Origin of the sequence: Pseudovibrio sp. Ad37, assembly GCF_001623075.1 — a bacterium.
Lineage (GTDB): Bacteria > Pseudomonadota > Alphaproteobacteria > Rhizobiales > Stappiaceae > Pseudovibrio.
Genome location: NZ_LMCF01000220.1, coordinates 24,005 through 47,150 on the forward strand (window position 1 = coordinate 24,005; position 23,146 = coordinate 47,150).

Sequence of the window (23,146 nt, forward strand, 5' to 3'; positions counted from 1 at the left end):
TTGTAATTAGCCAATCTTATTTTTTTACAGGCCAGAAGAATACGCCAGTAATAGCGCCACCCGGATTGAAGCCGGTTACGTTTGCAGCCATGGAGTTCTGTTCAATCTGCTGGAACATAACCGAGAATGGAGCTTCTTTCTGGAAGGTCTTCTGAGCTTGCACGTACATGCGAGCACGCTTTTCGCGGTCACTTTCCTGTACAGCCAGATCGGTCAGTTTGGTCAGTTCTGTTGCTGGGTAAGCGTTACGCCATGCCAGTTTACCAACATGCTTACCTTCATCGGAGTTATCCGGGTTGTTTGCGAAGGTATCAGCATTTGTGTGTGGATCTGGATAATCCGGACCCCATGCACCTACGTAGATCTGGAAGTCACGAGCGCGGTAACGACCAAGGATCTGCTTACCAGTTCCCTGTGTGATAGACGCGCGAATGCCAGCCTGACCAAAGGTGTTCTGCAAGCTCTGAGCAATTTCAACGCGCTCAGTCGCATTACGAACGATGAACTCAACATCGAAACCATCGGCATAACCTGCCTGGTCGAGCAGCTCTTTAGCTTTCTCAACGTTCAGTGAGAATGGAGTGTCCTTCAGTTCGCCCATATAAGTCTGCGGAAGGAACGCCTGCTGGATGGTGTACTGGCCCTTCAGGAAAGAACCGGTCATGCCTTTGTAGTCAACGAGATACTTCAGAGCTTCCGCAACCTTAGGATGGGACAGCGCCTTATCCTTCTGGTTGAAGGAGATGTACATCAGACGACCACGGAGCGTGTCTTCAACCTTCAGGTCTTCGTTGGTGGAGATCGCAGCAATATCTTCTGGAGACAGGTGACGGGCAACATCAACATCGCCTTTTTCCAGCATCAGACGCTGAGAAGCAGATTCCATCACGTGGCGCACGATAACGCGCTTCATCGCAACTTCACCACGCCAGTAGCCTGGAACAGCAGTCAGAGAATAAGACTCATTTGGCTTCCAGCTCTGCAGCTTAAACGCGCCAGAACCAGCAGAATTTGTTTTCAGCCAGCCATTACCCCAGTCGCCATCAACTTCATTGGACTTAACCAGTTCACTATCAACGATAGAAGCAATTGCAGAAGTGAAGCAGTTCAGCACGAAAGAAGGAGCGTACTTCTTATCTGTCGTAATCTGGAAAGTGTTTTCATCAACGGCTTTGATTGTCTCACTCATGTTTTCAGGAGTGAAGCCAAACTGCGTAAGAATGAAAGACGGTGTTTTCTTCATCGCAACTGCACGGCGAAGGCTGTATTCAGCATCCTTTGCAGTAACAGGGTTGCCGGTGTGGAACTTGACGCCCTCACGCATTTTAAAAGTAAAGGTCTTGCCGTCCTCTGAGATTTCCCAGCTTGTTGCCAGACCTGGCTCATAACCTTTAGACAGGTCAGCTGGGTTCAGCTGTACCAGACGATCATACATGTTGTTCGCCATGTCCGTACCGGAAAACTCAAACATTTCCTGCGGATCAAGGGAAATGATATCGTCAATACGGCCAGCAACAATGAGCATGTTAGGTGGTGTTGCAGCACCAGCCTCAGAGATGATAGCGCCGGAAATTGGCATCGCCACGCTTGCAGCAAGCGCCAGCGAGAGAAGACTACGCTTAAATTGCATTATAAAATGCTCCCCTATTTATAAAATGCCTTCACATCGTTAGTCGCGCGAAGGCGAAAGAATTGTAACCGCATCTAAGTGCAATCACTGATTAAATTCTTTCACTTTTTAAGAATGGGAACAAGTACCCTTGGTTGAGCTCAGCCAAAGAATACCATGCACCAGCTCAATCTCTGTTTGATCCTGGACGGCTAACCTTGCGGTTTCTGCCAGTAATCCAGCCTCCCCTAACGGACTAGTCAATTGGTATGATCAAGCCTGATTCAGTCTAAAAAAATCAGCTATTTAATCGTTTTAAGAAATGAAGAGGCGTCTCAGAAAAAGTAAACGCTGCACACAAGGTGCAGCGTTGGAACTCTATGCCAAATTGGAGTGAGCCTGTGAGCAATTTTATTTATCACGCACCCTCAAGAGTTGCAGTATTTTCATGTTGACCTAACGCCCCCAATTTAGAAAACGCGAATCCGTCACCGCCAAACACATGCGCATGGCTGCAATCCAGCTTCACTTTGCAGCTCTCACCAGCCTTCGCAGTAGCATCACCCCTGCCTTGAACGGTGATCAAAGAACCGTCGGTCAAGCGCACATGCAGGAAGTGGCTCTCGCCAAGTTCCTCAATAACCTCGACCTTCCCGGAAAGCTCGCCTTCCGTTCCGCTGCCCATGTGCTCAGGACGAATACCAAACTCAACCTTATCGCCAACAGTAAGGCCAGTCGGATCAACGACAACCTTCACAGGATCAGAACCGATAACCGACAGCTCAACACCGTCTTCAGCAACACCTGTCACCTGCGCTTCAATGAAGTTCATCTTCGGCGACCCGATGAAGCCAGCCACGAACTTGTTGCGTGGACGATGGTACAGCTCAAGCGGGCTACCAACCTGCTCAACCCGGCCAGCATTCAGCACCACAATCCGGTCTGCAAGCGTCATTGCCTCCACCTGATCATGGGTCACGTACACCATGGTGGCGTCCATGTCCTGATGCAGCTTGGCAATCTCAATACGCATCTGCACACGCAGCGCCGCATCAAGGTTGGAAAGCGGCTCATCGAATAGGAAGACCTTAGGATTACGAACAATCGCACGGCCAATTGCCACGCGCTGACGCTGACCACCGGACAGTTGCTTCGGCTTGCGTTCCAGCAACGGAGTCAGCTCAAGGATACGAGCCGCCTCCATCACCTTGTCTTTGATATCCTCTTTTGAATGCTTGGAGAGCTCAAGACCAAACGCCATATTCTCATAAACATTCATATGCGGATAAAGAGCATAGCTCTGGAACACCATGGCTATCTTGCGTTCTTTAGGAGAGCGCTGGTTTACCAGATCTCCATCAATGAACATGTCACCATCAGTGATATCTTCAAGCCCTGCAATCAGGCGCAATAAAGTCGATTTACCGCAGCCGGATGGCCCGACAAACACGATCAACTCGCGATCTTTGATCTGCAAGTCAACGCCGTGGATGATGCGGGTTGACCCGAAGTCCTTGACGATACCCTTGAGTGTTACATCTGCCATGGTGTTGCCCTCAGCTTAGTTCTTTGAGATTTGCAAGTAAGCCACTTGCCATGCAGCCAGGTTGAGTGCCTCGCCGTCCATTTCCGCACTAAATCCATGCCCCTCCAGCAACGCAGCAGAGCTGTACGCTCCCAGAGCAACACGCATATCATCATTTGTCAGGTTGAAGACGCAAAGCACTTGTTCACCTTCATGCTCACGCACAAACGCCAGAACATCTTCTCCCAGATCAGCAAAGTCCAAAGACCCTTTTTGCAGAACCTTCTGGTCTTTACGCCATTGCAGGTATTTCGCTGTCCGGCGAAGTGGAGAAGCCTGATCTCCAGCCTGAACTTCCGCACTGTGATCCAGATGGTCTTGCGCCATCGGCAACCAAGGCTTGCCAGTGGTGAAGCCACCGTCCTTAGTCCAAGCAATCGGCGTACGGCACCCATCACGACCTTTGTACTCAGGCCAGAACTCAATGCCATAAGGATCCTGCAGGTCTTCCAGAGCCACATCAGCTTCTTTAAAGCCCAGTTCCTCACCCTGATAGATACATGGGCTACCACGCAAGGAGGCGCTTAGCGCCATCAAAGCAGGTGTTGCCACCTGAGGATCAACATCAGCAGGAAGCCGTGATCCCATACGCTTCACATCGTGGTTGGACATCGCCCAGCTCGGCCAGCCCTCAGTCACAATGTTCTGCAGGTTGGTCACCCGCTCACGCACATACTTTGCAGTTGGCGTATTGGAAAGCAGATCAAAGCTGTACGCCATGTGCAGGCGCCCCTCACCAGAGGTGTACTGCTTCATAATCTCACTGGCTTCATGTCCCGCACCGATTTCACCAACTGTGGTGGTGTTCGGATACTCGTTCATCACAGCCCGTAAGCGCTCAAGGAATGGCAGGTTTTCTGGCTGCGACTTGTCGAACTTATGGTCCTGGAATGCATAAGGGTTCACACCAGTCACATCCGCAAGACTATCAGGATCGGGATATGGCGGGTTGTCACGCAGCTGCTTGTCGTGAACGTAAAAGTTCACGGTATCCAGACGGAAACCATCAACACCCAGCTCCAGCCAGAACCGGCCTGCATCAAGCACTGCCTGCTGCACTTCCTCGCAATGGAAATTCAGATCCGGCTGAGAACGCAGGAAGTTATGCAGGTAGTACTGACAACGGCGGCTGTCCCACTGCCAGGCAGAACCACCAAAGATGGAAAGCCAGTTGTTTGGCGGAGAACCATCAGCTTTAGGGTCTGCCCAGACATACCAGTCAGACTTGCTGTTGGTCTTATTGCTCCGGCTTTCCTTAAACCACTCATGTTGCTCAGAGGTGTGTGAAATCACCAGATCGATCAGAACACGAATGCCCTTACCATGCGCTTTAGCCACCAGCTCTTTGAAATCATCCAGAGAGCCGAACATTGGATCAACGTCTTCATAATCAGAAACGTCGTATCCAAAGTCATCCATCGGCGACTTCATGAAAGGCGAGATCCAGATCGCATCAGCACCAAGATCGGAGATGTAGTCCAGCTTCTCTGTAATACCTGGAAGGTCACCAATGCCATCGCCATTGCTATCCGCGAAAGACCGCGGATAGATTTGATAAATGACTGCGCCCCGCCACCAATCCGGATCGTTCGCCAGAACGCGATGGCTTGTATTTTCGTTTATTGGGGTAGAGAGGTTCATTCCAGTTATCCTTTAACCGCACCAGCTGTAAGACCAGCGACGATTTTTCGTTGAAACACCAGCACTAGGACCACGATCGGGACGGTCACTAGCACAGAAGCAGCCATGATATTGCCCCATGGCAGCTCGTATTCAGTTGCACCGGACATCAGGGCAATCGCCACTGGCACGGTGCGAACTTCGTTGGATAGAGTAAAGGTGAGCGCGAACAGGAACTCGTTCCACGCACCGATGAAGGCAAGCAGACCAGTGGTCACCATCGCTGGCCACATCAACGGCAGGAAGATCCGGCGCACAATGGTCAGCGGAGAAGCTCCGTCAACGACAGCAGCCTCTTCAAGCTCCTTCGGCAGTTCCTTCATGAAGGTCGTCAGCACCCAAACAGTGAATGGCAGAGTCAGCACTGTGTTCGGGATAATCAGACCCGGCAGAGAGTTGTAAAGGCCCATGGAGCGGATCAACTCATACATGCCGGAGAGGATCGCCACCTGCGGGAACATGGAGACTGACAGGATCGTCATCAACAACAGACCACGGCCTCGGAAGTGGATACGAGCCAGCGCATAAGACGCCGTCACTGCAATAATCAGCGACAGAACCACAACAGACGTCGCAACAATCACCGAGTTCAGAATATTGAGGCCAAACGGCTGTTCTTTGAAGATGGAGAAATAGTTCCCCATCGTGAAGGATGTTGGGAATACGGACGGATTGAACAGCTCCTGCCCGCTCCGGAAACTCGTGACAATCGCGTAATAGAACGGGAAGACCGAGAAAATCACGACCACAATAACCAGTGTGTAAAACAGAATAGACTTCATCTGTCTGTTCATGACTGTTCTCCTTCACCGGATTTCAATCCGCCAGCCAACACAGTAATGGTCGTCAACAAGGCAATCACAATGAACAGCAGCGTCGCAGCTGCAGAGCCATAGCCAACTTCCTGGAAATCCACCAGCTGCTGCCTTGCATAGACTGACATGGACATAGTCGACGTAGAGCTGGACGTCAGCACGTAAATCAGATCGAACACACGCAGTGCATCAAGACTACGGAAAATCACTGCAACAATGATTGCCGGGCGGATCAGCGGCAACGTCACCTTGAAGAACACACGGATCGGGTTGATGCCATCCACGCGGGCAGCCTCATAGATATCACCCGGAAGCATCTGAAGGGCAGCAAGGGTCAGCAGCGCCATGAACGGTGTTGTTTTCCAGACATCCACCATGATCACAGCCCACATCGCGGTGGAAGGATCAGCCGTCCAGGCAATCGGCTCAGACAGAATGCCGACACCCAGCAGAATTTCGTTAATCACACCAAACTGATCGTGAAGCATCCAGCCCCACATCTTGGCGGAAACAATAGTCGGGATCGCCCAGGGGATCAGAACCGCAGCACGCACAAGGCCGCGTCCTTTGAACTCCGCATTCAGGATCAATGCAATGAGAAGCCCGAACAGAGTTTCAAAACCAACAGAGATGACAGAAAACCAGAGAGTGTTCCAAACCGCATTCCACCACTCGGCATCAACGAGAACGCCATAAGCCTCTCCGTCATAATACGAGAGATAGTTCTCAAAGCCGATGAATTGAGATTGGCTGAGATCTGTGAGGTTTGCGTCGGTAAAACCCAACCAGATGGTGCGAAGCAACGGCCAGCCTGCAACAGCGGCCAAAGCAATCATCATGGGGGCGAGAAAAAGCCACGCGGCGCGCAATCTGGCAGAGCTCAGATTGGAGCGTTTTGCCTTACGAGTGGCTGTACCATCCTGCTGAAGAGCAAGGGTCATCCTCTGATCCTTGGTTTCTTTATTTCAGGGAAACTCCAAGGAACCACCCAGGAGCTCGGTTCAGTGTTGCGGCCATCGGGAGGCCGCAACACAGATCGCAAGTCTAGGGAGGAGACTTACCAGCCTTTACGCTTGATGCGTTTCAGGTTCTTTTCAAGCTTCGCAAGGGATGCCTCTGCTTCGGTTTTACCGGAAAGCACGTCATGCACTGCATTGTAAAATGCATTGGAAACTTTGTTGTAGTTAGAGCCAGTTGCACGGGATGGACGTGCCACAGCATTGGTGAAGGTGTCTTTCAACTGACCCATGAACGGGCTTGCTGCAAGAACATCCGCATCAGAGTACAGCTCAGCAATGGTTGGGTTGTAAGACCCTTCAATAGCGCGCTGTTTCTGGCTCTTTTTGCTGGTCAGGTGCATTACAAGGCTTGCAGCGGCTTCAGGGTCTTTGGAGTATTTGGAAACAGCAAGCTGCCAGCCACCAAGAGTACCGGTCTGCTTTCCGTCTTCACCACCCTTAGGCAGAGCCATCACACCGATTTTGCCTTTGATCGGAGAATCGTCAGCCTGACCGAGAGACCATGCATAAGGCCAGTTCCGCATGAACACTGCATTACCGGACTGGAACACACCACGTGCATCTTCTTCCTGATAGGAAAGAACACCAGAAGGTGCAATTGTACCGGTCCAGCTTGCTGCGAGAGACAGAGCTTTTGCAGCTTTTTCGTTGTTGATGGTGATATCGCCATCAGCATTCACAACATCGCCACCACCAAAGCTGTCGACCCACTCAAGAGCGTCACAAGTCAGACCTTCATAAGCCTTCGCCTGATAAACAAAGCCCCACATTTTATTGTTGCCAGCTGCGCGTTCAGCATCCTGGATCTTCTTCGCACTCGCGGTCAGATCGCCCCAGGTTTCAGGAGCCTTTTCACCATGCTTTTCGAGCAGATCTTTGCGGTAGAACAGCAGGCCAGCGTCAGTGTACCAAGGCATAGCAACCAGCTTGCCCTTGTAGGTGTTGTTCGCAACGATTGGCTGGAAGTGCATGTCTTCTGCACCATTGGAATATGGCTTCAGATCAGCAAGGTGGCTTCCCAGAATACCCGGCCAGATAACGTCAATCTGGAAAACATCAATATCAGAAGAACCAGAGCTCAGGATCTGCTGGTACAGCGCCAGCTGCTCGGTAGATGATGCAGGTGCAGCGAAAAACTTAACGGTGTTGCCAGTTTCTTTAGCCCACTCGGTTGCAGCACCTTTACAGAGCTTAGCGCCCTGACCAACGCTACCACAAACAACCGTAACTTCAGCAGCCATTGCATAACCCGCAACGCCAGCCATACCAGCAACAGCAACAGCAGAACCTAATAATGTACGACGGATACCCATAATGGGACGCCTCCCTGTTTCGTCCATGGCCCTTGGTTCAACGAATTCCCAATCGTTGTCCGGCCATTAATTACCCCTCCAGAGCGAAGGGCTCCCCAAACACTGGTCATCTTTCAAAAGATTCCCAAAGCGCTTTGAGACAAGCAAAGTTTAGTCACCGGTCTAAGTCAATAGTAAAAATCCGTAGGAACTTTTGTGAGGCTGTCCATCTGACGTCATATTTTGCAACGCAACACCCACAAAATAGCTGAATTCTCCTAAGTTTAGAGCCCATCATATGTGGTATTTTTCTGCACCTCTGAAAAATACCAGTTTTCCACTGTCTCCGTTACCGTTTCCAAAGCGCTTTGGAAAAGACAAAGGTCCTACTGGATTTTAGGCAGACTTCTGGGCTAGATTTCATCCAAGCATGCGGGAGAAAAAGGGGCTATAAACAAGGCGCACAGCAAGTTTGAGCCATTGAATTATTATGAATCTTAAGAGTTTAGCCAATCATCTCGGTCTTTCACAAACCACAGTCAGCAGAGCTCTGAACGGGTATTCTGACGTGTCTCTCGCCACCCGAAACCGGGTTTCGGAGGCAGCAAAGACCTATGGCTATCGTCCCAATGTCAACGCACGCCGTCTGGCAACCGGACGCTCCTGCGTGATCGGCATCGCCTTCCCCACTGACATGAACATGTTTCTCGACCCGCATTTCATCGAGTTTCTGACAGGTCTTTCAGAGAAGGCATCCGAGCTTGACTACGACATCATGATCTCCTCCTCGCAGAGTGAAGAAGAGGACGTCTACCGCCGCTTTGCGGAAAAAGGCACTGTTGATCTGGTGATCCTGTCCAACGTGGATCTGAGTGAAGAACGCATCCGTCTTCTGCAAGACCTCAACATGCCATTCATCGTCCATGGCCGCACTGCCACCTGTGACAGCTACTCGTACATCGACATTGACAACTACGGCGTCTTCCACGAGCCCACAAAGATGCTGCTGGAAATGGGCCACGACAAGATCGCGATCCTCAACGGCCATCCAAATCGTGTCTACGCCATTGACCGGCTCAACGGCTGGCAGGATGCGTTGAAGGAACGAGGCGTCACGCCAAACCCGGATTATATGCGTGCAGGCGCTATGTCAGAGGAAAACGGCTACACCTTCGCCATGGGAATCTTGCAGCTCGAAAACCGCCCGACTGCCCTGCTCTGCTCAAGTGTGGTCATGGCAAAAGGCGCGTACAGAGCCTGTAACGAACTCGGCATCAAGATCGGTTCGGAAGTCTCCATCGTCGCCCACGATGACAACGTGCCTCTCGCACAAGCATCTGACATGAACCCGCCACTGACCGTCACCCGCTCACCACTGCGCGACGCAGGCCGGGAGATCGCGATCATGGCGATGAACTACCTCAAAGGCACGGACATCAAAGAGCTGCAATGCCTGTGGCACCCGGAACTTATTTTCCGCAAATCTGTAGGCGCTCCGCCACGCAGCAGCACCTGACCTAGGGAATTTACTCAATTCCTTGCGTGGGATCATTGCCATACAACTTGAAACTGAGGCTATATTGGAGTGTAGCTGCACATTCAGGTTGGGGCCCCTATGCCAGCGCCAGTATTCATCGCCGATAATGTAACCAAGACTTACACCACAAACGAGGTTGAGGTGCATGCACTTCGGGGTGTTTCCATGACACTCTTTGAAGGCGAGATGGTTGTGTTGCTCGGACCATCCGGATCCGGCAAATCCACTTTCCTTAACATTCTCGGCGGGCTCGACAACGCCACCTTCGGCAGTGTTTCGTTTATGGGAAAAAACCTCACAGACTTCAGCGAAAGCAATCTAACTCGCTATCGGCGCGATTACGTCGGCTTCGTCTTCCAGTTCTACAACCTCATTCCCAGCCTCAACGCGTGGGAGAACGTGGCTCTGACAACAGAGATCGCCAAGAACCCGATGGACCCACAGGAGGCCTTGGAACTGGTCGGCCTCGGCAAACGCTCCTCCCACTTCCCGGCAGAAATGTCCGGCGGAGAGCAGCAGCGTGTCGCCATCGCCCGCGCCATCGCCAAGCGACCAGAAGTCCTGCTCTGCGACGAACCCACCGGCGCGCTCGACACCCAAACCGGCACACTTGTGCTGGAAGCCTTGCAGCGCATCAACCTGGAACTGGGAACCACCACAGCAATCATCACGCACAACACGGCAATCCAGCAGATGGCAAACCGTGTTTACATCTTCAAAGACGGCGCTATCGAAAGCACCCACGAGAATGAAACACCCAAGCAACCTTCGGAGGTTGCATGGTAGCTCTACCCGTCCTTGACCGAAAAGTCATCCGCGACTTGAAACGCCTGTGGGCGCAAGTGCTCGCGATTGCTTTGGTCATGGCCTGCGGAGTGATGACGCTGATCCTCGCCCAAGGCGCTTACCGCTCTCTCAGCGAAACGCAGAAAACCTATTACGACCAGTACCGCTTCGGCCACATCTTCGCACAGGCCGTTCGCGCACCCGATCACCTGAAGGAACGCATTGCAGCCATTGATGGCGTCGCAGCAGTCGAAATGCGCATTGTCCGCTCCGCTATCCTCGACATTCCGCAGATGGCTAAACCCGCCGCTGGCATTGCGCTTTCCTTGCCCTCAGGCAGAAAGCCTGCCGTCAACCGCCTCTACTTACGCGCAGGCCGCTTACCGGAAGGCTCCCGCACCAACCAAGTCGCTCTAGATTCCCGCTTCGCCAAAGCACATGGCCTCAACCCCGGCGACACTTTCAGCGCAATCTTGAACGGCAAGAAGCTCAACCTCGAAATCACGGGTATCATCCTCTCCCCCGAGTTCATCTACGCTCTCGGTCCCGGAGATCTGGTCCCCGATGACCGCCGCTTCGCCGTCTTCTTCATGGCCCAATCCGCAATGGAAGGCCTGTTCGACATGAAGAACGCGACCAACGACATCTCCTTGAGACTACTCAGAGGCGCTTGCACGCCATGTGTTCTGGAAAAGCTCAACCGTCTGTTGAAACCTTATGGCGGCACCGGTGCATACAAACGCAAAGACCAGCAATCCCATGCCTTTCTGGATGCGGAACTCACCCAGCTCTCCGCCATGGCAAAAGTGTTGCCACCCATATTCCTGCTGGTCTCCGCTTTCCTCGTCAACATGATCCTGTCCCGTCTGATCGCTCTGGAGCGGGAGCAGATCGGCCTCCTGAAAGCCTGCGGTTACTCTTCATGGTCCGTCGCGGGTCACTACGCCAAACTCGTCTCTTTCATTGCGCTTCTGGGCGTTGGAATCGGCTCCGTTGCTGGCAATTACATGGGCAAGTTGATGACCCAAATGTATGCCCAATACTTCTCGTTCCCATTCCTCGTGTTCGATGATAGCCTGGACCTCTACCTCATTGCAGCAGCCATCTCACTGATCGCAGCCTTAGGCGGTGCATTCTCATCCATCATGAAAGCCGCACGCCTGCCACCTGCAGTCGCCATGCGTCCCCCCGCCCCGCCGCGGTTCCGCAGCTTCCTCTCGTTCAAGTCAAAGCGCGTGCGCCTCCTGTCCCAGCTCAGCACCATGGGCCTGCGTCATCTCCTGCACAATCCGGTGCGCAGCCTGCTCACCAGCCTTGGCGTCTCCTTCGCGCTGGCCCTGCTCGTCTCCGCGCTGTTCCTGACCAACTCCATGGACCACATGATCAATGTGGCCTTCAACAAAGCAGAAACCGCAGATGCCCGCCTGACACTGCCAGATGACAAAGCCCCCAGCGTGCTCGATGACATCCTGCGCCTGCCCGGCGTGCTCACTGCAGAAGCCTACAGACAAGAACCCGTCATCCTGCGCTTTGGTCCAAAGGAAAAGCGCGTCGCCATCACAGGCCGCCCAACCAACGCCAACCTCTCCCGCATTTTGGACCTTGATGAACGTGCCATCCAGATGCCCCGCACGGGCCTCATGCTGCCAACCCATCTCGCCAACCAGTTGGGCGTAAAACCGGGTGAGATGGTCACCGTAGAGCTCACCAAGCACAACTCCGTTGAACGTCAGGTCCGTGTATCCGGCACCGTCACCAGCTACATGGGCATCTCCGCGTCCATGCACATCGACGCGCTGAACGCCCTTGTCCCAACAGGCCCGCGCATCTCTGATCTGGCGATCAACATCGACCGCACACGGCTTGATGATCTTTACGATGCTGTGAAGGAAACCCCCGGCCTTGGTGGCATCGCCATGCAGATGCTCTCCCGCGAAAAATTCCGCGAACTCATGGACCAGAGCTTCACCTCCATGCTGGTGGCCTACATCACCATAGCCGTCATCGTGGCCTTTGGCGTGGTCTACAACGCTGCCCGCATCCAGCTGTCAGAGCGGGGCCGCGAACTGGCCAGTCTCCGCGTTATCGGCTTCTCCAAACAGGAAGTCTTCCATGTCATTCTGGTGGAAATGGCGATGATTGTTCTGCTGGCACAGCCCATGGGCTGGTTCATCGGCTATGCCATGGCAGCAGGCATGATACAGGGCTTCGCAAGCGATCTCTTCCGCGTGCCGCTTGTGGTACTGCCAAGCACCTACGCCATCGCCAGCTTTGTCATTCTCACTGCTGCCCTGGCCTGTGCGCTCATCGTGCGCCGCCGTGTGGGCAAACTTGATCTCATCAAAACCTTAAAAACGAGGGAATAGGAATGAACGGTAAATACGTCAAACGAGGCGCATATATTGCTGTCGCCCTGCTCGTTCTTCTCCTCATTGGTTGGGCCTTGCGGGAAAAGCCAATCTCCGTTGAAACAGCCAAAGTCACTCGCGGCGACCTGATTGTCACCGTGGAGGAAGACGGCAAAACCCGCGTCAAAGAGATCTACAAAATCTCCGCCCCAATCGCCGGACGGGTCGACCGTTCCCTGCTGGAAGTCGGCGACAAGGTATCCCGTGGCGAAACCACAGTCGCCACCATCAACCCGCTCACCACTCCGTTCATGAACGCCCGCACCAAGGCAGAAGCCCTCGCCGGAGTTGAAACCGCCAAAGCTGCCATCTCATTGGCAGAAGCTGAGCTCGCCTCCGCCAAGGCAGAACACAAACTGGCCAAGTCAGAACTCATCCGCGCCCAACGCCTCAACCGCTCCAAAACCATCTCTGATGCTCAGCTGGAACGCGTGGAAATTGACGTCACCCTCAAAGCCGCCAAGGTTCAAAGCGCAGAAGCTCAAATCGCCCAGCGGGGCAGCAACCTGCAAAGCGCTAAAGCGCGTCTGATCGAGCCTCACATCGCACAGGATCCAGAGCGTTCAGAGGAACTTGCCGTACGCATGATCACACCCATCAACGGCGTCGTCCTCAATCTGGCAGTTGAAAGTGAGCAGACCATCCAGTCTGGAGCGCTCCTGATGGAACTGGGCGACCCTGCTGATATCGAGGTGGTTGTTGACCTGCTCTCCACTGAGGCCGTCAAAATCGCAGAGGGCGCAAAAGCAACGCTGGTCGACTGGGGTGGCAACACCCTAAAGGCAACCGTCCGCCGCATTGATCCCGCCGGCTTCACCAAGGTCTCGGCCCTCGGCATCGAAGAACAACGCGTCAACGCTATTCTGGATCTGGACACCCCGGCACTGGAACTCGGCCACGGCTTCCACCTGCGCGCTGCCATCGAAACATGGCACGGCCAAAACGTCCTCCGCATCCCCATGACCGCCCTCTTCAGAGAGGGCAATGACTGGGCCACCTTCAAAGTCATCAACGGCAAACCCCACCTCCAACTGCTAACCATCGGCGCCTTCAACCAGGACATGGCCGAAGTCCGCGCCGGTTTGAACCAGAACGACACCGTGATCTAGTTCCCGGGAGATACGGTCTCACATGGCACGGCAGTAACGGCGGAGTGAGTATCATGACATCAAACTCAGAGAAGTACTTGGCAATACTCGGACTTTCACCATCTAGCCACCAAGAAAATAAAACTAAGATCGAAACCGCTTTTACGACAGCTCCCGACACAAGAAAGTTTGAAATACAACTCTATTGGCAAAGAGCAGCATACTTTTGGGCATTCACAGCAGCTGCTCTCACAGGCTTTGTAGCAATTCAAGCAATAACAGAGCTTAAGGTAACAGACGCACTTTCATTATTGATTGCTACCGTAGGCCTTTTTACAGCGACCGCATGGCATCAAGTCAACAAAGGCAGCAAAGCATGGCAGGAGAACTGGGAAAATCATGTAGATTTCCTGCAGGGGTATGTTGTTGGTGAACTTTTTGAAAAAGTACTAATGCAACAAAGCATACAGCTCTTTTCTGTTTCTCGCATTAACAACCATATCAGCAGATCAATGATCTTTTTTTGGTTTGCTTTAATTCTGGCATTTGGACCCTCAGTTTGGGAGCAAGCAACACTTTCTAAAAGAGCAGGCTTGTACACAGAAGTCGCTCTTGCAAACATTTCACCTCATAAGCCCGAGTTAAACATAGCCAAACCACCCGTTTCCATTTCAGTTAAGAGCCCATCCGTCAGTGTAAAATTTGAAGAGGCCTATGAGCAAAATACTAAATTAAACGATACCGCTGTTGTGATCACAATTGCTGGACTTCTTTGGAGCGCATTGCTCTGGAGCGGTTGCTTGGGTGTATCTTCACAAGGCACACAAGCTAGGAGGCTTAATTTAGAAAAGCTCAAGGAGCCTAAAAGGCGGTTAAGCTTCTTGCAAAAGCTCTTATCTCACATCTATTTGAAGCGAAAATTTTGGAGTATTTGTAAGTTTACATTCACGATTACAATAATCGCGGTAAGTATGCTTGGAATGTTCTACATTCGCTCCTGATTGCCATTTCCACCCCAAATTTAAACCACCTTAAGAGCCACCTTCTCCGCCGCCTCTTTCTCCCGCCGGGCCAATTCCAACTTCCACCAGCGATCTCGCAGGGTGACGCGGTTTTCGCGGTAGCGGTCTTCCAGCACCTCCATGTGGGTCACACGATCTGTCCGGAAGGCGCGAAAGTCCTTGCGCAGTTCGCACCACGCCACGATCATGCGTGAGTGTGCAAAGAAAGTCAGACTCAGCGGCCATATCAGGCGCTCACTCATCTCCCCCTGCGCGTCCTCATAAGTCAGCCGCAACTTGTTCTGCCCGCGAATAGCCTGCCGCACATCCTTCAGCTCAATCCGTGCTGTGGGAATAGGCTCCACCCCGAAATCCGGCGCATAAAGCGGGGCTTCAATGAACTCATCGCGCGCTTCGGGAGACAGCACTGCCGCAATCTTGGCAATCACATCGCTGGCTGTGCGGATAAGCTGCTCATCCCCACGCACCTGCACATGGCGCAGGCCCATCATCACCGCTTCCAGCTCATCACTGTTGAACATCAGCGGCGGCAAATCATACCCCTCATCCAGCACATAACCGACCCCCGCCTCCCCGCGGATCGGCACACCAGTCGATTGCAGGCTGACAATGTCGCGGTAAAGCGTGCGAACAGAGATTTCCAGTTCCTCCGCCATCGCATCGCCGGTCACCGGCCCACGATGACGTCGCAACAACTGAACGACCTGCAGCAACCGATCTGCCCTGCGCATGTAATCCTCCGGAAAGTTTCGACCAGAAATTTTGGGAACGCCAAACACTCCTGACACAATGCTGTCAGGAGCACCTTGCTACCAATCCCCCACGAAACACAAGCGGAGAAAGCAAATGCTCACACATCACAAATTCAGCGCCAAACTCGATGGCGTCAGCGCAAGCCCGTTTTGCCTGAAAGTAGATATCCTGCTCGCCATGGCAGGCCTCTCCCACGATGTTCTGGAAGGCCCGGCAGCCCTGCAAACCGCCCCAAAGGGCAAGCTGCCCGTCATGAAGGACAACGAAGAGCTCATTGCCGATTCCGAGTTCATCAGACGGCATTTGGTGGTCAATTATAACGCTGATTTTTCAGGTGGTTATTCTGAAGCCGAACTGGCTATTGGGCACGCCTTCATGCGCATGGCAGAGCACTCTTTGTACTTCGTAACCGTCTGCACCCGCTGGCTGCCAGATGAGAACTTCGCAGTTATTGAAGACCAGTTCTTCGGTATCTTGCCACCAGAAATGCGCAGCTCTCTTGCAAACGAGTCTCGCAAAAGTGTCATCGCCAAAGTCAACAACCACGGCTACGGTCAGCACACATGGAAAGAACGCCTCGCATTGGGCCGTGCAGACTTGCAAGCCATCTCCACCCAGCTCGGTGACAAACCATACCTGCTCGGCGACCGCCCCTGCTTTGCTGATGCCGCCATCGGCGCCCAAATCCTCTGCACCCTCTCCAACCTGCCCTTCTCCGGCTGGAAGGAAACCACCGAGCAGTTCCCCAACCTCGTCGCCTACGCCAACCGCATCAAAGAAGCCTACCCGGAGGAGGCAACCGAAGCCGCATAATCAAAACACCCCGCCGGATTGGTGCATCCGGCGGGGTTTGTCACCGAGCCTGCTTCAGGTAGGCAATCACGGCTTCAGATTGAAACTCAGTCGACTGAGTGGAAAGCCCAAACACCGCTTGTGCCCCGGCAGCTTTTAACTCACCAAAATGATCCCGGAACGCACAGGATTGAGGCGTGCATCCACGAGCACCCGGAATAAGATCCCACCCTTCAATCGGCCCCTCATTCGGAGGGCTCGTTCTTGGATATGCATAGACAACAGTGCGTCCTGGCAGTGCTGATAAATCAATCATCTCAGCATTCGTTGTTCGCAATTTCAGCGCCGGAAGCTTCATGCCAAGCAAGCTCTTAATGTCAGTAACAACCACTCAAACCTTCTCCAATGAAAACCCCGCCGAACTAACTCATGCAGCGGGGCTATCTCATCACTAAAACTCCGCCGCTAAGCGTCCTGCGTCATCAGCTGCTGGTTCTTGCGTGCCATCACTTGCCGCACCACAACAGGCAGCATAAGCGCACCACCGATTGCCATGGTTTGCAAGCCCGGCGCGACGAAGAACATCGCCGCAAAGGCTGTCCAATACCGCTCCAGCTTATTCAAACCAGCCAGCATGTAACCAGAGAACGCCACACCCAGCAGACCAATGCCACACATGGCGCCTGCAAGCGTTACGGTCAGGTCATACCAGGTGAACTCAGGCGTCACCAACAACAAGGCCGGAGAGTAGACGAACACAAACGGAACCAAAGCCTTCGCAATGCCAAGCCGGAACGCGGTGTTACCTGTCTTGAACGGGTTCGCCCCCGCAATACCGGCCCCGGCATAAGCAGCCAGCGCCACAGGCGGTGTAATGTCCGCCAGCACCCCGTAGTAGAACACAAAGAAGTGTGCCACGAGCGGCTGAACGCCCAGCAAGGCAAGCGCAGGTGCAGCAATGGAAACCAGAATGATGTAGGTCGCCGTTGTTGGAATGCCCGCACCCATGATGATGCAGGCAACCGCTGTAAACAGCAGCGTGAAGAACAGCGTCAGCCCATTCTGCGTCACATACTCTGCAAGCATACCTGACGCGATGAACCCACCCAGATCAGAAGCAGCCTGTGTCACCACAAACGAAAGCCGGAATCCCGTCCCCGTCAGCGTCACCACACCAACAATAATGCCAACAGCCGCAGCAGCAGCCCCAACAGCAAGCGAGTACTTGGCACCCGTTGCCAGCGATTCAATCAGGTCTTTGAAGCCCATCCGGTTATGCGGGTTTAAAATCCCAACAATCACACAAGCGGTAATCCCCCAAACAGCGGCAAAATCCGGTGTTTTACCGGAGATGATCAGATAAACCAGAATGCCCAGCGGGATGACAGAGAGCCAGTGCTGCTTCATCACCACCAATGCTTTTGGCAGCTCATCCTTGGTAAGACCGCGCAAGCCAAGCCGCTTGGCTTCCAGATGCACCATAACGAAGATGCCGAAGTAATGCAGCATCGCCGGGAACATCGCCGCAAGCAACACCTCGCGGTATGGGATCTCCAGAAACTCCACCATGATGAAGGCAGCCGCCCCCATGATCGGCGGCGTAATCTGCCCGCCCGTTGATGCCGTCGCTTCAACAGCCCCTGCAAAGTGTGGCGGATAACCAACCTTTTTCATCGCTGGAATGGTGAGCGAGCCTGTCGTTACCGTGTTGGCAATGGAACTGCCGGAAATCGTGCCCAGCATGGCGGAGGAGAAGATCGCAACCTTCGCTGGCCCGCCTACATAGCGTCCGGCAATCACCGAGGCCAGGTCGATAAACAACTGCCCAAGGCCAATGCGAGTGGCTAAAACCCCAAACAAAACAAACAAAAACACATACTTGGCAACCACCCCAATCGCGATGCCGTAAATGCCCTGGTTCGTCATGTAAAGATGATTGATAAGCCCCGTCCAGCTCGCCCCCGGATGCCGCAGAGCGCCCGGTGCATACATGCCAAACACCGCATAGCCAACAAAGATCAGCGCAATCAGCGGCAGCGTTGGCCCAACGGACCGGCGCGCAGCTTCCAGCACCAGCACCAGCAGCACGGTGCCCATGAACACATCAATCGGCGCTGGTGCGCCAACACGGGAGGCAACCGCCTCAGCTGGCAGCAGTGGTAAATACATCGCCGCAGCCACAGCCATCACCGCCAGCACAATGTCCCACAGATGTACACCGCTCGGGCGCCACCACGCAGACGGCGCAGGCTGACTGCTCGTGCTCTTGATGAAGCTGAAAAGAACAAACACCAGCCCCAGTACAAACGAAAGGTGAATGCCGCGATGGACAAGCTCTCGAATAAGCCCGAAGCCGGACGCGTAATAATGATAGAGCGACATGGCAACAAGTGCCGCTGTTATAACAACAGCAAGCACCGGACCAGCCGCTCTGAATGTGAGGTCTGGATCGTACTTGCGTTCCAGCTCCTCAAGGGATTGATCTGTCGTATCCTGAGACATCAGCCCTGCGTTTCGTTTAGATTGAAAACAGCAGCGCCCGGCAGATATCTACCGGGCACCGCAAAATCATCAAAGGTAACCAGACCTTACTTGATCAGGCCAGCTTCTTTGTAGAAACGCTCAGCACCCGGATGCAGCGGCACACCAAGACCGTCCGTCGCGCTTTCCAACGTGATGGTTTTGCCTTTGGAATGGCCAACATCCAGCAGCTTGCGGGTCTTGTCGTTCCACATCGCTTTGGTGATGTTGTAGATCAGCTCGTCATCTTCTTTCGCGCTGGTGATCCACTGCGCACCAACAGTCAAAGTGGTTGTTGCATCAACACCTTGGTAGGCACCAGATGGAATGTCGGAGCTTGCAAAGAAGCCGTATTTCTCAACCAGACTTTCAGCTTCCGGACCAGTGATCGGAACGATCTTGATGTCTTCAGCAGACGCCAGCTCAACCACAGCACCGGTTGGGAAACCAGCAACCACGAAGAACGCATCAACCTTGCCGTTACGCAGAGCTTCCGCCGCAGCAGAACCCTTCAGCGCTTCAGCAGTGATGTCAGAGGTGGAAAGGCCATAAGCTGCAAGGATCAGATTCGCATCCGTATATGTGCCAGAACCCGGCTCATCCAAAGACACGCGCTTGCCCTTCAGGTCAGCAACAGAGTTGATGCCGCTGTCAGCTTTTGCAATCAGATGAATATGCTCAGGGAACAATGCTGCGATGGAGCGCAGATCCTTCATCGGCTCTTTGCCTTCCATGGTGCCGGTACCGGAAAACGCCCAGTAAGCAACATCAGACTGTGCGAAACCAGAGTTACGCAGGCCGGAGTTGATCGCATTCACATTATCAACGGAACCACGGGAAGAAACAGCAGAAGCAATCAAACCCGGTACGCCGCAAGACCCACCAGCATCACAGGCACGAGAGCCCGGAGGATTGGAGATCGCATTGGCGATCATGCCGCCAACCGGGTAGTAGGTGTAAGCTGTACCGCCTGTGCCAATGGTAAAGAACTTAAGGTCCTGCGCCAAAGCCTGACCAGAAAACAGCGCCGCGCCGCCAACAATAGCTGCAGCTGTCGCCAATTTAGTAATAGAAGATAGAAGCGTCATAGCCCCCCCGGGAAATATACGAGAGACAGGATACTCTACGGCGTAGAAGCGCCATAAAATCGTCTGCCCCAAACACTATGAGAAGTCTGAGCAGTCACCGGAAAATCAAAAAGGACGCTCGACTGGTGTAATGAAGTGAACAAGAAATATTCACGCGAATTAGAAAACACGCTTCAACCAGAGATCGCAAGCAAAATACGAGATTTTTCGTAGGCAAGCGCAAGAAAATGTAATTTCAGGTCATTCCAAACGCGATTGGCACATGAATATGTCAGACAAAGTCTGATTTCAGAACAAAAGCTACAAAACCCATTCATGAGCCAAATTCCGCAAGAATTGCGAAGCACGTGCAAATTCAATTGAGTACAGTCCTGATACTACAAATTTAAGCGTGCACGTTCTCTTCGCTATAGACCGGATGGGTGCACATATGATTCATTGGGCTCCGCTGCAATGAAGGAGTGATTTTATGAGGGTAAGTGGCAAAAAGATGCTTCTGTTACTCGTTGTTCTGGTTGGCTTGCTGTTTGCTATCGGTGGCGCTGTTGTCTGGTGGATGATGCAACAACCCATGTTCAAGCCGGGCACCGTTGCCCAGCGCACAGACCTGACGCCCGTCGGCATCTCCGACGACTTCTGGGAAGTCGCACCAGATGTGAAGCTGAAACACTTCTCTACCGGAGAAGGCCGCAACATCCTCTTCATCCATGGTGGACCCGGCATTCCAACCATGGCAAGCGCTCCGGGTTTTGACCTGCTCTCAGACGAGTACCGCGTCAACTACTACGACCAGCGCGGTGTAGGCCGCTCCACACGCCCCTTCGACCGCTTCCCGGCAGAAGACAGCACATGGACAAAGATCCAGCTGCTGGAAAGCACCCTCGGCATCTCTCAGCAACTGGCAGATATTGAACGCATCCGCAAACTGTTGGGCGATGACAAACTCATCCTCATGAGCCACTCCTACGGCGCCCTGCTCGCCTCCCTCTATGCCGCCGAGTTCCCTGAGAATGTCGACAAGCTCGTTTTGCTGAACCCGGCAGACCTGCTCATCTTCCCCTCTGGCAACAAAGGCCTGTTTGAGAACGTTCGTGAGCTCCTGCCAGAGCGGGACCACAAAGCCTACGACAAATGGCAGCGCCGTTATCTGGATCTCGGTCAGGTCTTCAAAGAAGATGAAGCCAGCCTGCAACAGCTGGATGCAGACTTCCTGCCATACTTCATCAAGGCCACAGGTGACACCATCAAAGGTGCCCCGCCAATCTCACAGGATCTCTTCGGCAGCTGGTACACCCGCGCTCAGTTCTTCGGCCTTGGCAGACGCCATGACTGGAGCAAGCATATGGGCAACATCACCGCTGACACGCTGATCATCCATGGCGACAAAGACTTCCAGCCACTCGCAGTCTCCGAAATCTATGAGGACGCGATCCCAAACGCAAAACTGGAACGCATAGAAGAAGCCGCCCACTTCCCGCACTTCAACAACCCAGAAGAACTGGCCGGCAAACTACGCCCGTTCCTGAACAAGTAACCACCACGATCTGCATGCTCCCGGTCGATCTGGGAGCATGCTGCATTCCATTCGGCACAGGTCGCATTGAGGCACCTCCCGAGTACCGCGACCTCCCCAAAGCAAAGCGCTCTACTCTTCCGCCTCAATCAGCTTGTGGCTGTCTTCCGCTGTCAGATCCAGCCCATAGGCCTCACGCATATTCGCAATAAAGGCCAGCGTCTCCGGACCAAAAGGCGCCTTGCCTTCAAAGCTGTGCAGCACGATGCCTTCAACCAGATCCCCCAGCCCCATCTCATGATGAGCCGCCACGGCTTTGAGCACCTTCAGCACTCGTTTTTCAAGTCGCACTCCGGTCTGCACCCGTTCAATCTTACGTCGTGTCATGTCTGCCTCTCGCGCATCGGGTGGTTTACACCACAAACGAATCTGGTACCATGGTACCAAGTTACCATTCAAAATATCTCGATTATTCCCTCATGTCAAACAATCTCAAAGGGGTCCTCTGGGCCCTTTTGGCTACGGCGTTGTTCACGCTCACCTCCGCCTTGGCCAAAGTCGCAACGACAGAATATCACGTGCTGCAGATCCTCTTCTTCCGTCAATGCTTTGTCTTTGCCTCTGCCTTGCCCGTGCTCATAAAAACCTTCCCCCATGGTTTCAAAACCAAGCATCCGCTTCCTCATGCATTGCGTCTGACAGGCGCTTTCGTCGCGCTCTCAACAGGCATCTGGGCTGTTGCGCTCCTCCCGCTCACAACAGCAACCACGCTTGCCTTTGCCAAGGTCTTCTTTGTTGCCATCCTTGCTTCCCTGTTTTTGGGTGAGTCAACAACAAGAACACGCGTCACCGGCATCATCCTTGGCTTCGTCGGCGTATTGATCGTCATCCGCCCCGGCTTTGACTGCTTTGCCAGCCTCTACACGCTCATCCCACTGGCAGGAGCCCTTGGAGCAGCTGTTGCTGTAGTCTGCGTCCGCAAGCTCTCTCAAACAGAGAGCACCGCAACGCTGCTCGGGTATCAGGCAGTCTTCGTCGGCCTCATGGCAGGTGTACCCATGTTCTGGCTTTGGAAGACCCCAGACCTGTTCGGTCTATTGCTCCTCACCATCATGGCCCTCATCGCCACTCTGGGCCAATGGGTCGGCATCAAAGCCCTCAGACTGGGAGAAGCCAGCGTGGTTGGCAGTGTGGAATACATCTCACTGATCTACGCCGCCCTGCTCGGCCTTGTGCTCTTCTCCGAGCTGCCAGACACCTTCACCCTCATCGGTGCAGCGGTCATCATCTTCTCCGCCCTGTACATGATGCAAAAAGAACATCGCCGGAAAGCAGCACTCAAACCAACCTAGCGCACCGGGCATTGGGGGGAATAACTTTTCGGGTGGTCAGCAAAACAGGCTGCCCGCCTACCGTGGGACCATCAGCCCCGAGCAACGTAGAAAAAACACATCCAACGCAAACGAACGCACAAATTAACGCAAAGCAGATATCCCCGCTCCAGAGGCCCTCGCCTAGAGCTTGTCGCGTTTAATCGGTCATGTATCCAGCTGTTTTGAAGAAGTTGTTGCACTCTTGCTTTGTGAAGAGGTCGCAGACTTGGCCTACGGCCTGCCACAGTGCTTGATAACTTCTTGCT

18 protein-coding genes and 1 pseudogene are annotated in these 23,146 nt (G+C 53.4%); 8 read left to right on the top strand and 11 right to left on the bottom strand.

From position 1 onward, the window contains the following. Positions 1 to 16: 16 nt before the first annotated feature. The 6 genes from PsAD37_RS24950 to PsAD37_RS24975 form a co-directional block, all read right to left on the bottom strand. The gene (locus PsAD37_RS24950; RefSeq protein WP_057461256.1) at positions 17 to 1,630 is read right to left on the bottom strand and encodes an ABC transporter substrate-binding protein; all 1,614 of its coding nucleotides are present in this window, start codon (positions 1,628 to 1,630) and stop codon (positions 17 to 19) included. Positions 1,631 to 2,027: 397 nt separating this feature from the next. After that, a complete protein-coding gene (locus PsAD37_RS24955; RefSeq protein WP_063298392.1) occupies positions 2,028 to 3,155 on the bottom strand; it encodes an ABC transporter ATP-binding protein in 1,128 nt (375 codons plus the stop codon). 15 nt (positions 3,156 to 3,170) lie between these two features. Beyond that, positions 3,171 to 4,835: an alpha-glucosidase gene (locus tag PsAD37_RS24960; RefSeq protein WP_063298393.1), complete on the bottom strand. Its 1,665-nt coding sequence runs from the start codon at positions 4,833 to 4,835 to the stop codon at positions 3,171 to 3,173. Positions 4,836 to 4,840: 5 nt separating this feature from the next. Then, the gene (locus PsAD37_RS24965; protein WP_063298394.1) at positions 4,841 to 5,668 is read right to left on the bottom strand and encodes a carbohydrate ABC transporter permease; all 828 of its coding nucleotides are present in this window, start codon (positions 5,666 to 5,668) and stop codon (positions 4,841 to 4,843) included. Further along, positions 5,665 to 6,630, bottom strand: coding sequence for a carbohydrate ABC transporter permease (locus PsAD37_RS24970; protein WP_063298395.1), 966 nt, complete (start codon positions 6,628 to 6,630; stop codon positions 5,665 to 5,667). Before PsAD37_RS24970 ends, PsAD37_RS24965 begins: the two co-directional genes overlap by 4 nt. Positions 6,631 to 6,746: 116 nt before the next feature. Next, on the bottom strand, positions 6,747 to 8,021 hold the full coding sequence (locus tag PsAD37_RS24975; RefSeq protein WP_063298396.1) for an ABC transporter substrate-binding protein: 1,275 nt from the start codon (positions 8,019 to 8,021) through the stop codon (positions 6,747 to 6,749). A 469-nt stretch (positions 8,022 to 8,490) separates the two neighbouring features. Here PsAD37_RS24975 and PsAD37_RS24980 point away from each other — a divergent pair, with 469 nt between their 5' ends. The 5 genes from PsAD37_RS24980 to PsAD37_RS25000 all read left to right on the top strand — a co-directional run bounded on the left by PsAD37_RS24980 (position 8,491) and on the right by PsAD37_RS25000 (position 14,820). Next, positions 8,491 to 9,516 (top strand): substrate-binding domain-containing protein, encoded by a 1,026-nt coding sequence (locus PsAD37_RS24980; protein ID WP_063298397.1) that lies wholly within the window; start codon positions 8,491 to 8,493, stop codon positions 9,514 to 9,516. Between the two features lie 99 nt (positions 9,517 to 9,615). Beyond that, a complete protein-coding gene (locus tag PsAD37_RS24985) occupies positions 9,616 to 10,323 on the top strand; it encodes an ABC transporter ATP-binding protein (RefSeq protein WP_063298398.1) in 708 nt (235 codons plus the stop codon). Next, positions 10,317 to 12,689 (top strand): ABC transporter permease, encoded by a 2,373-nt coding sequence (locus PsAD37_RS24990; protein WP_063298399.1) that lies wholly within the window; start codon positions 10,317 to 10,319, stop codon positions 12,687 to 12,689. The genes PsAD37_RS24985 and PsAD37_RS24990 overlap by 7 nt, the downstream gene beginning before the upstream one ends. 2 nt (positions 12,690 to 12,691) lie before the next feature. Further along, complete coding sequence (locus PsAD37_RS24995; RefSeq protein ID WP_063298400.1) at positions 12,692 to 13,840, top strand: efflux RND transporter periplasmic adaptor subunit; 1,149 nt, start codon at positions 12,692 to 12,694, stop codon at positions 13,838 to 13,840. A 53-nt stretch (positions 13,841 to 13,893) separates the two neighbouring features. After that, positions 13,894 to 14,820, top strand: a complete 927-nt coding sequence (locus PsAD37_RS25000; protein ID WP_063298401.1) for a hypothetical protein — start codon at positions 13,894 to 13,896, stop codon at positions 14,818 to 14,820. Positions 14,821 to 14,840: 20 nt separating this feature from the next. Here the strand turns inward: PsAD37_RS25000 and PsAD37_RS25005 are convergent, their stop codons facing one another. Then, positions 14,841 to 15,629, bottom strand: coding sequence for a YafY family protein (locus tag PsAD37_RS25005; RefSeq protein ID WP_206600101.1), 789 nt, complete (start codon positions 15,627 to 15,629; stop codon positions 14,841 to 14,843). 58 nt (positions 15,630 to 15,687) lie between these two features. On the opposite strand from PsAD37_RS25005, the gene PsAD37_RS25010 reads away from it, so the two are divergent. Next, complete coding sequence (locus tag PsAD37_RS25010; protein ID WP_063298403.1) at positions 15,688 to 16,407, top strand: glutathione S-transferase family protein; 720 nt, start codon at positions 15,688 to 15,690, stop codon at positions 16,405 to 16,407. A gap of 70 nt (positions 16,408 to 16,477) precedes the next feature. Here PsAD37_RS25010 and PsAD37_RS25015 read toward each other — a convergent pair. From PsAD37_RS25015 to PsAD37_RS25025, 3 genes and pseudogenes are all read right to left on the bottom strand, one after another. Continuing rightward, positions 16,478 to 16,744: pseudogene (locus PsAD37_RS25015) on the bottom strand (redoxin family protein); the annotation flags it as partial. Between the two features lie 107 nt (positions 16,745 to 16,851). After that, positions 16,852 to 18,888, bottom strand: coding sequence for a TRAP transporter permease (locus tag PsAD37_RS25020; protein WP_063298404.1), 2,037 nt, complete (start codon positions 18,886 to 18,888; stop codon positions 16,852 to 16,854). Between the two features lie 86 nt (positions 18,889 to 18,974). Further along, positions 18,975 to 19,994, bottom strand: a complete 1,020-nt coding sequence (locus PsAD37_RS25025; RefSeq protein WP_063298405.1) for a TAXI family TRAP transporter solute-binding subunit — start codon at positions 19,992 to 19,994, stop codon at positions 18,975 to 18,977. Between the two features lie 490 nt (positions 19,995 to 20,484). On the opposite strand from PsAD37_RS25025, the gene PsAD37_RS25030 reads away from it, so the two are divergent. After that, positions 20,485 to 21,528 (top strand): alpha/beta fold hydrolase, encoded by a 1,044-nt coding sequence (locus PsAD37_RS25030; protein WP_208992081.1) that lies wholly within the window; start codon positions 20,485 to 20,487, stop codon positions 21,526 to 21,528. Between the two features lie 111 nt (positions 21,529 to 21,639). On the opposite strand, the gene PsAD37_RS25035 is transcribed toward PsAD37_RS25030, so the two are convergent. After that, positions 21,640 to 21,894 (bottom strand): hypothetical protein, encoded by a 255-nt coding sequence (locus tag PsAD37_RS25035; RefSeq protein ID WP_063298407.1) that lies wholly within the window; start codon positions 21,892 to 21,894, stop codon positions 21,640 to 21,642. Between the two features lie 92 nt (positions 21,895 to 21,986). On the opposite strand from PsAD37_RS25035, the gene PsAD37_RS25040 reads away from it, so the two are divergent. Beyond that, a complete protein-coding gene (locus PsAD37_RS25040; RefSeq protein WP_063298408.1) occupies positions 21,987 to 22,859 on the top strand; it encodes a DMT family transporter in 873 nt (290 codons plus the stop codon). The last annotated feature ends 287 nt before the right edge of the window (positions 22,860 to 23,146 follow it).

Excerpts from the sequence above, each read along its gene's own strand:
- PsAD37_RS24955 (WP_063298392.1), bottom strand. The coding sequence starts at position 3,155 with ATGGCAGATGTAACACTCAAGGGTATCGTCAAGGACTTCGGGTCAACC.
- PsAD37_RS25010 (WP_063298403.1), top strand. The coding sequence starts at position 15,688 with ATGCTCACACATCACAAATTCAGCGCCAAACTCGATGGCGTCAGCGCA.
- PsAD37_RS24975 (WP_063298396.1), bottom strand. The coding sequence starts at position 8,021 with ATGGGTATCCGTCGTACATTATTAGGTTCTGCTGTTGCTGTTGCTGGT.
- PsAD37_RS24990 (WP_063298399.1), top strand. The coding sequence starts at position 10,317 with ATGGTAGCTCTACCCGTCCTTGACCGAAAAGTCATCCGCGACTTGAAA.
- PsAD37_RS24995 (WP_063298400.1), top strand. The coding sequence starts at position 12,692 with ATGAACGGTAAATACGTCAAACGAGGCGCATATATTGCTGTCGCCCTG.
- PsAD37_RS24950 (WP_057461256.1), bottom strand. The coding sequence starts at position 1,630 with ATGCAATTTAAGCGTAGTCTTCTCTCGCTGGCGCTTGCTGCAAGCGTG.
- PsAD37_RS24970 (WP_063298395.1), bottom strand. The coding sequence starts at position 6,630 with ATGACCCTTGCTCTTCAGCAGGATGGTACAGCCACTCGTAAGGCAAAA.
- PsAD37_RS24960 (WP_063298393.1), bottom strand. The coding sequence starts at position 4,835 with ATGAACCTCTCTACCCCAATAAACGAAAATACAAGCCATCGCGTTCTG.
- PsAD37_RS25025 (WP_063298405.1), bottom strand. The coding sequence starts at position 19,994 with ATGACGCTTCTATCTTCTATTACTAAATTGGCGACAGCTGCAGCTATT.
- PsAD37_RS24980 (WP_063298397.1), top strand. The coding sequence starts at position 8,491 with ATGAATCTTAAGAGTTTAGCCAATCATCTCGGTCTTTCACAAACCACA.
- PsAD37_RS25030 (WP_208992081.1), top strand. The coding sequence starts at position 20,485 with ATGCTTCTGTTACTCGTTGTTCTGGTTGGCTTGCTGTTTGCTATCGGT.
- PsAD37_RS25000 (WP_063298401.1), top strand. The coding sequence starts at position 13,894 with ATGACATCAAACTCAGAGAAGTACTTGGCAATACTCGGACTTTCACCA.
- PsAD37_RS25035 (WP_063298407.1), bottom strand. The coding sequence starts at position 21,894 with ATGACACGACGTAAGATTGAACGGGTGCAGACCGGAGTGCGACTTGAA.
- PsAD37_RS25020 (WP_063298404.1), bottom strand. The coding sequence starts at position 18,888 with ATGTCTCAGGATACGACAGATCAATCCCTTGAGGAGCTGGAACGCAAG.
- PsAD37_RS24985 (WP_063298398.1), top strand. The coding sequence starts at position 9,616 with ATGCCAGCGCCAGTATTCATCGCCGATAATGTAACCAAGACTTACACC.
- PsAD37_RS25040 (WP_063298408.1), top strand. The coding sequence starts at position 21,987 with ATGTCAAACAATCTCAAAGGGGTCCTCTGGGCCCTTTTGGCTACGGCG.
- PsAD37_RS24965 (WP_063298394.1), bottom strand. The coding sequence starts at position 5,668 with ATGAACAGACAGATGAAGTCTATTCTGTTTTACACACTGGTTATTGTG.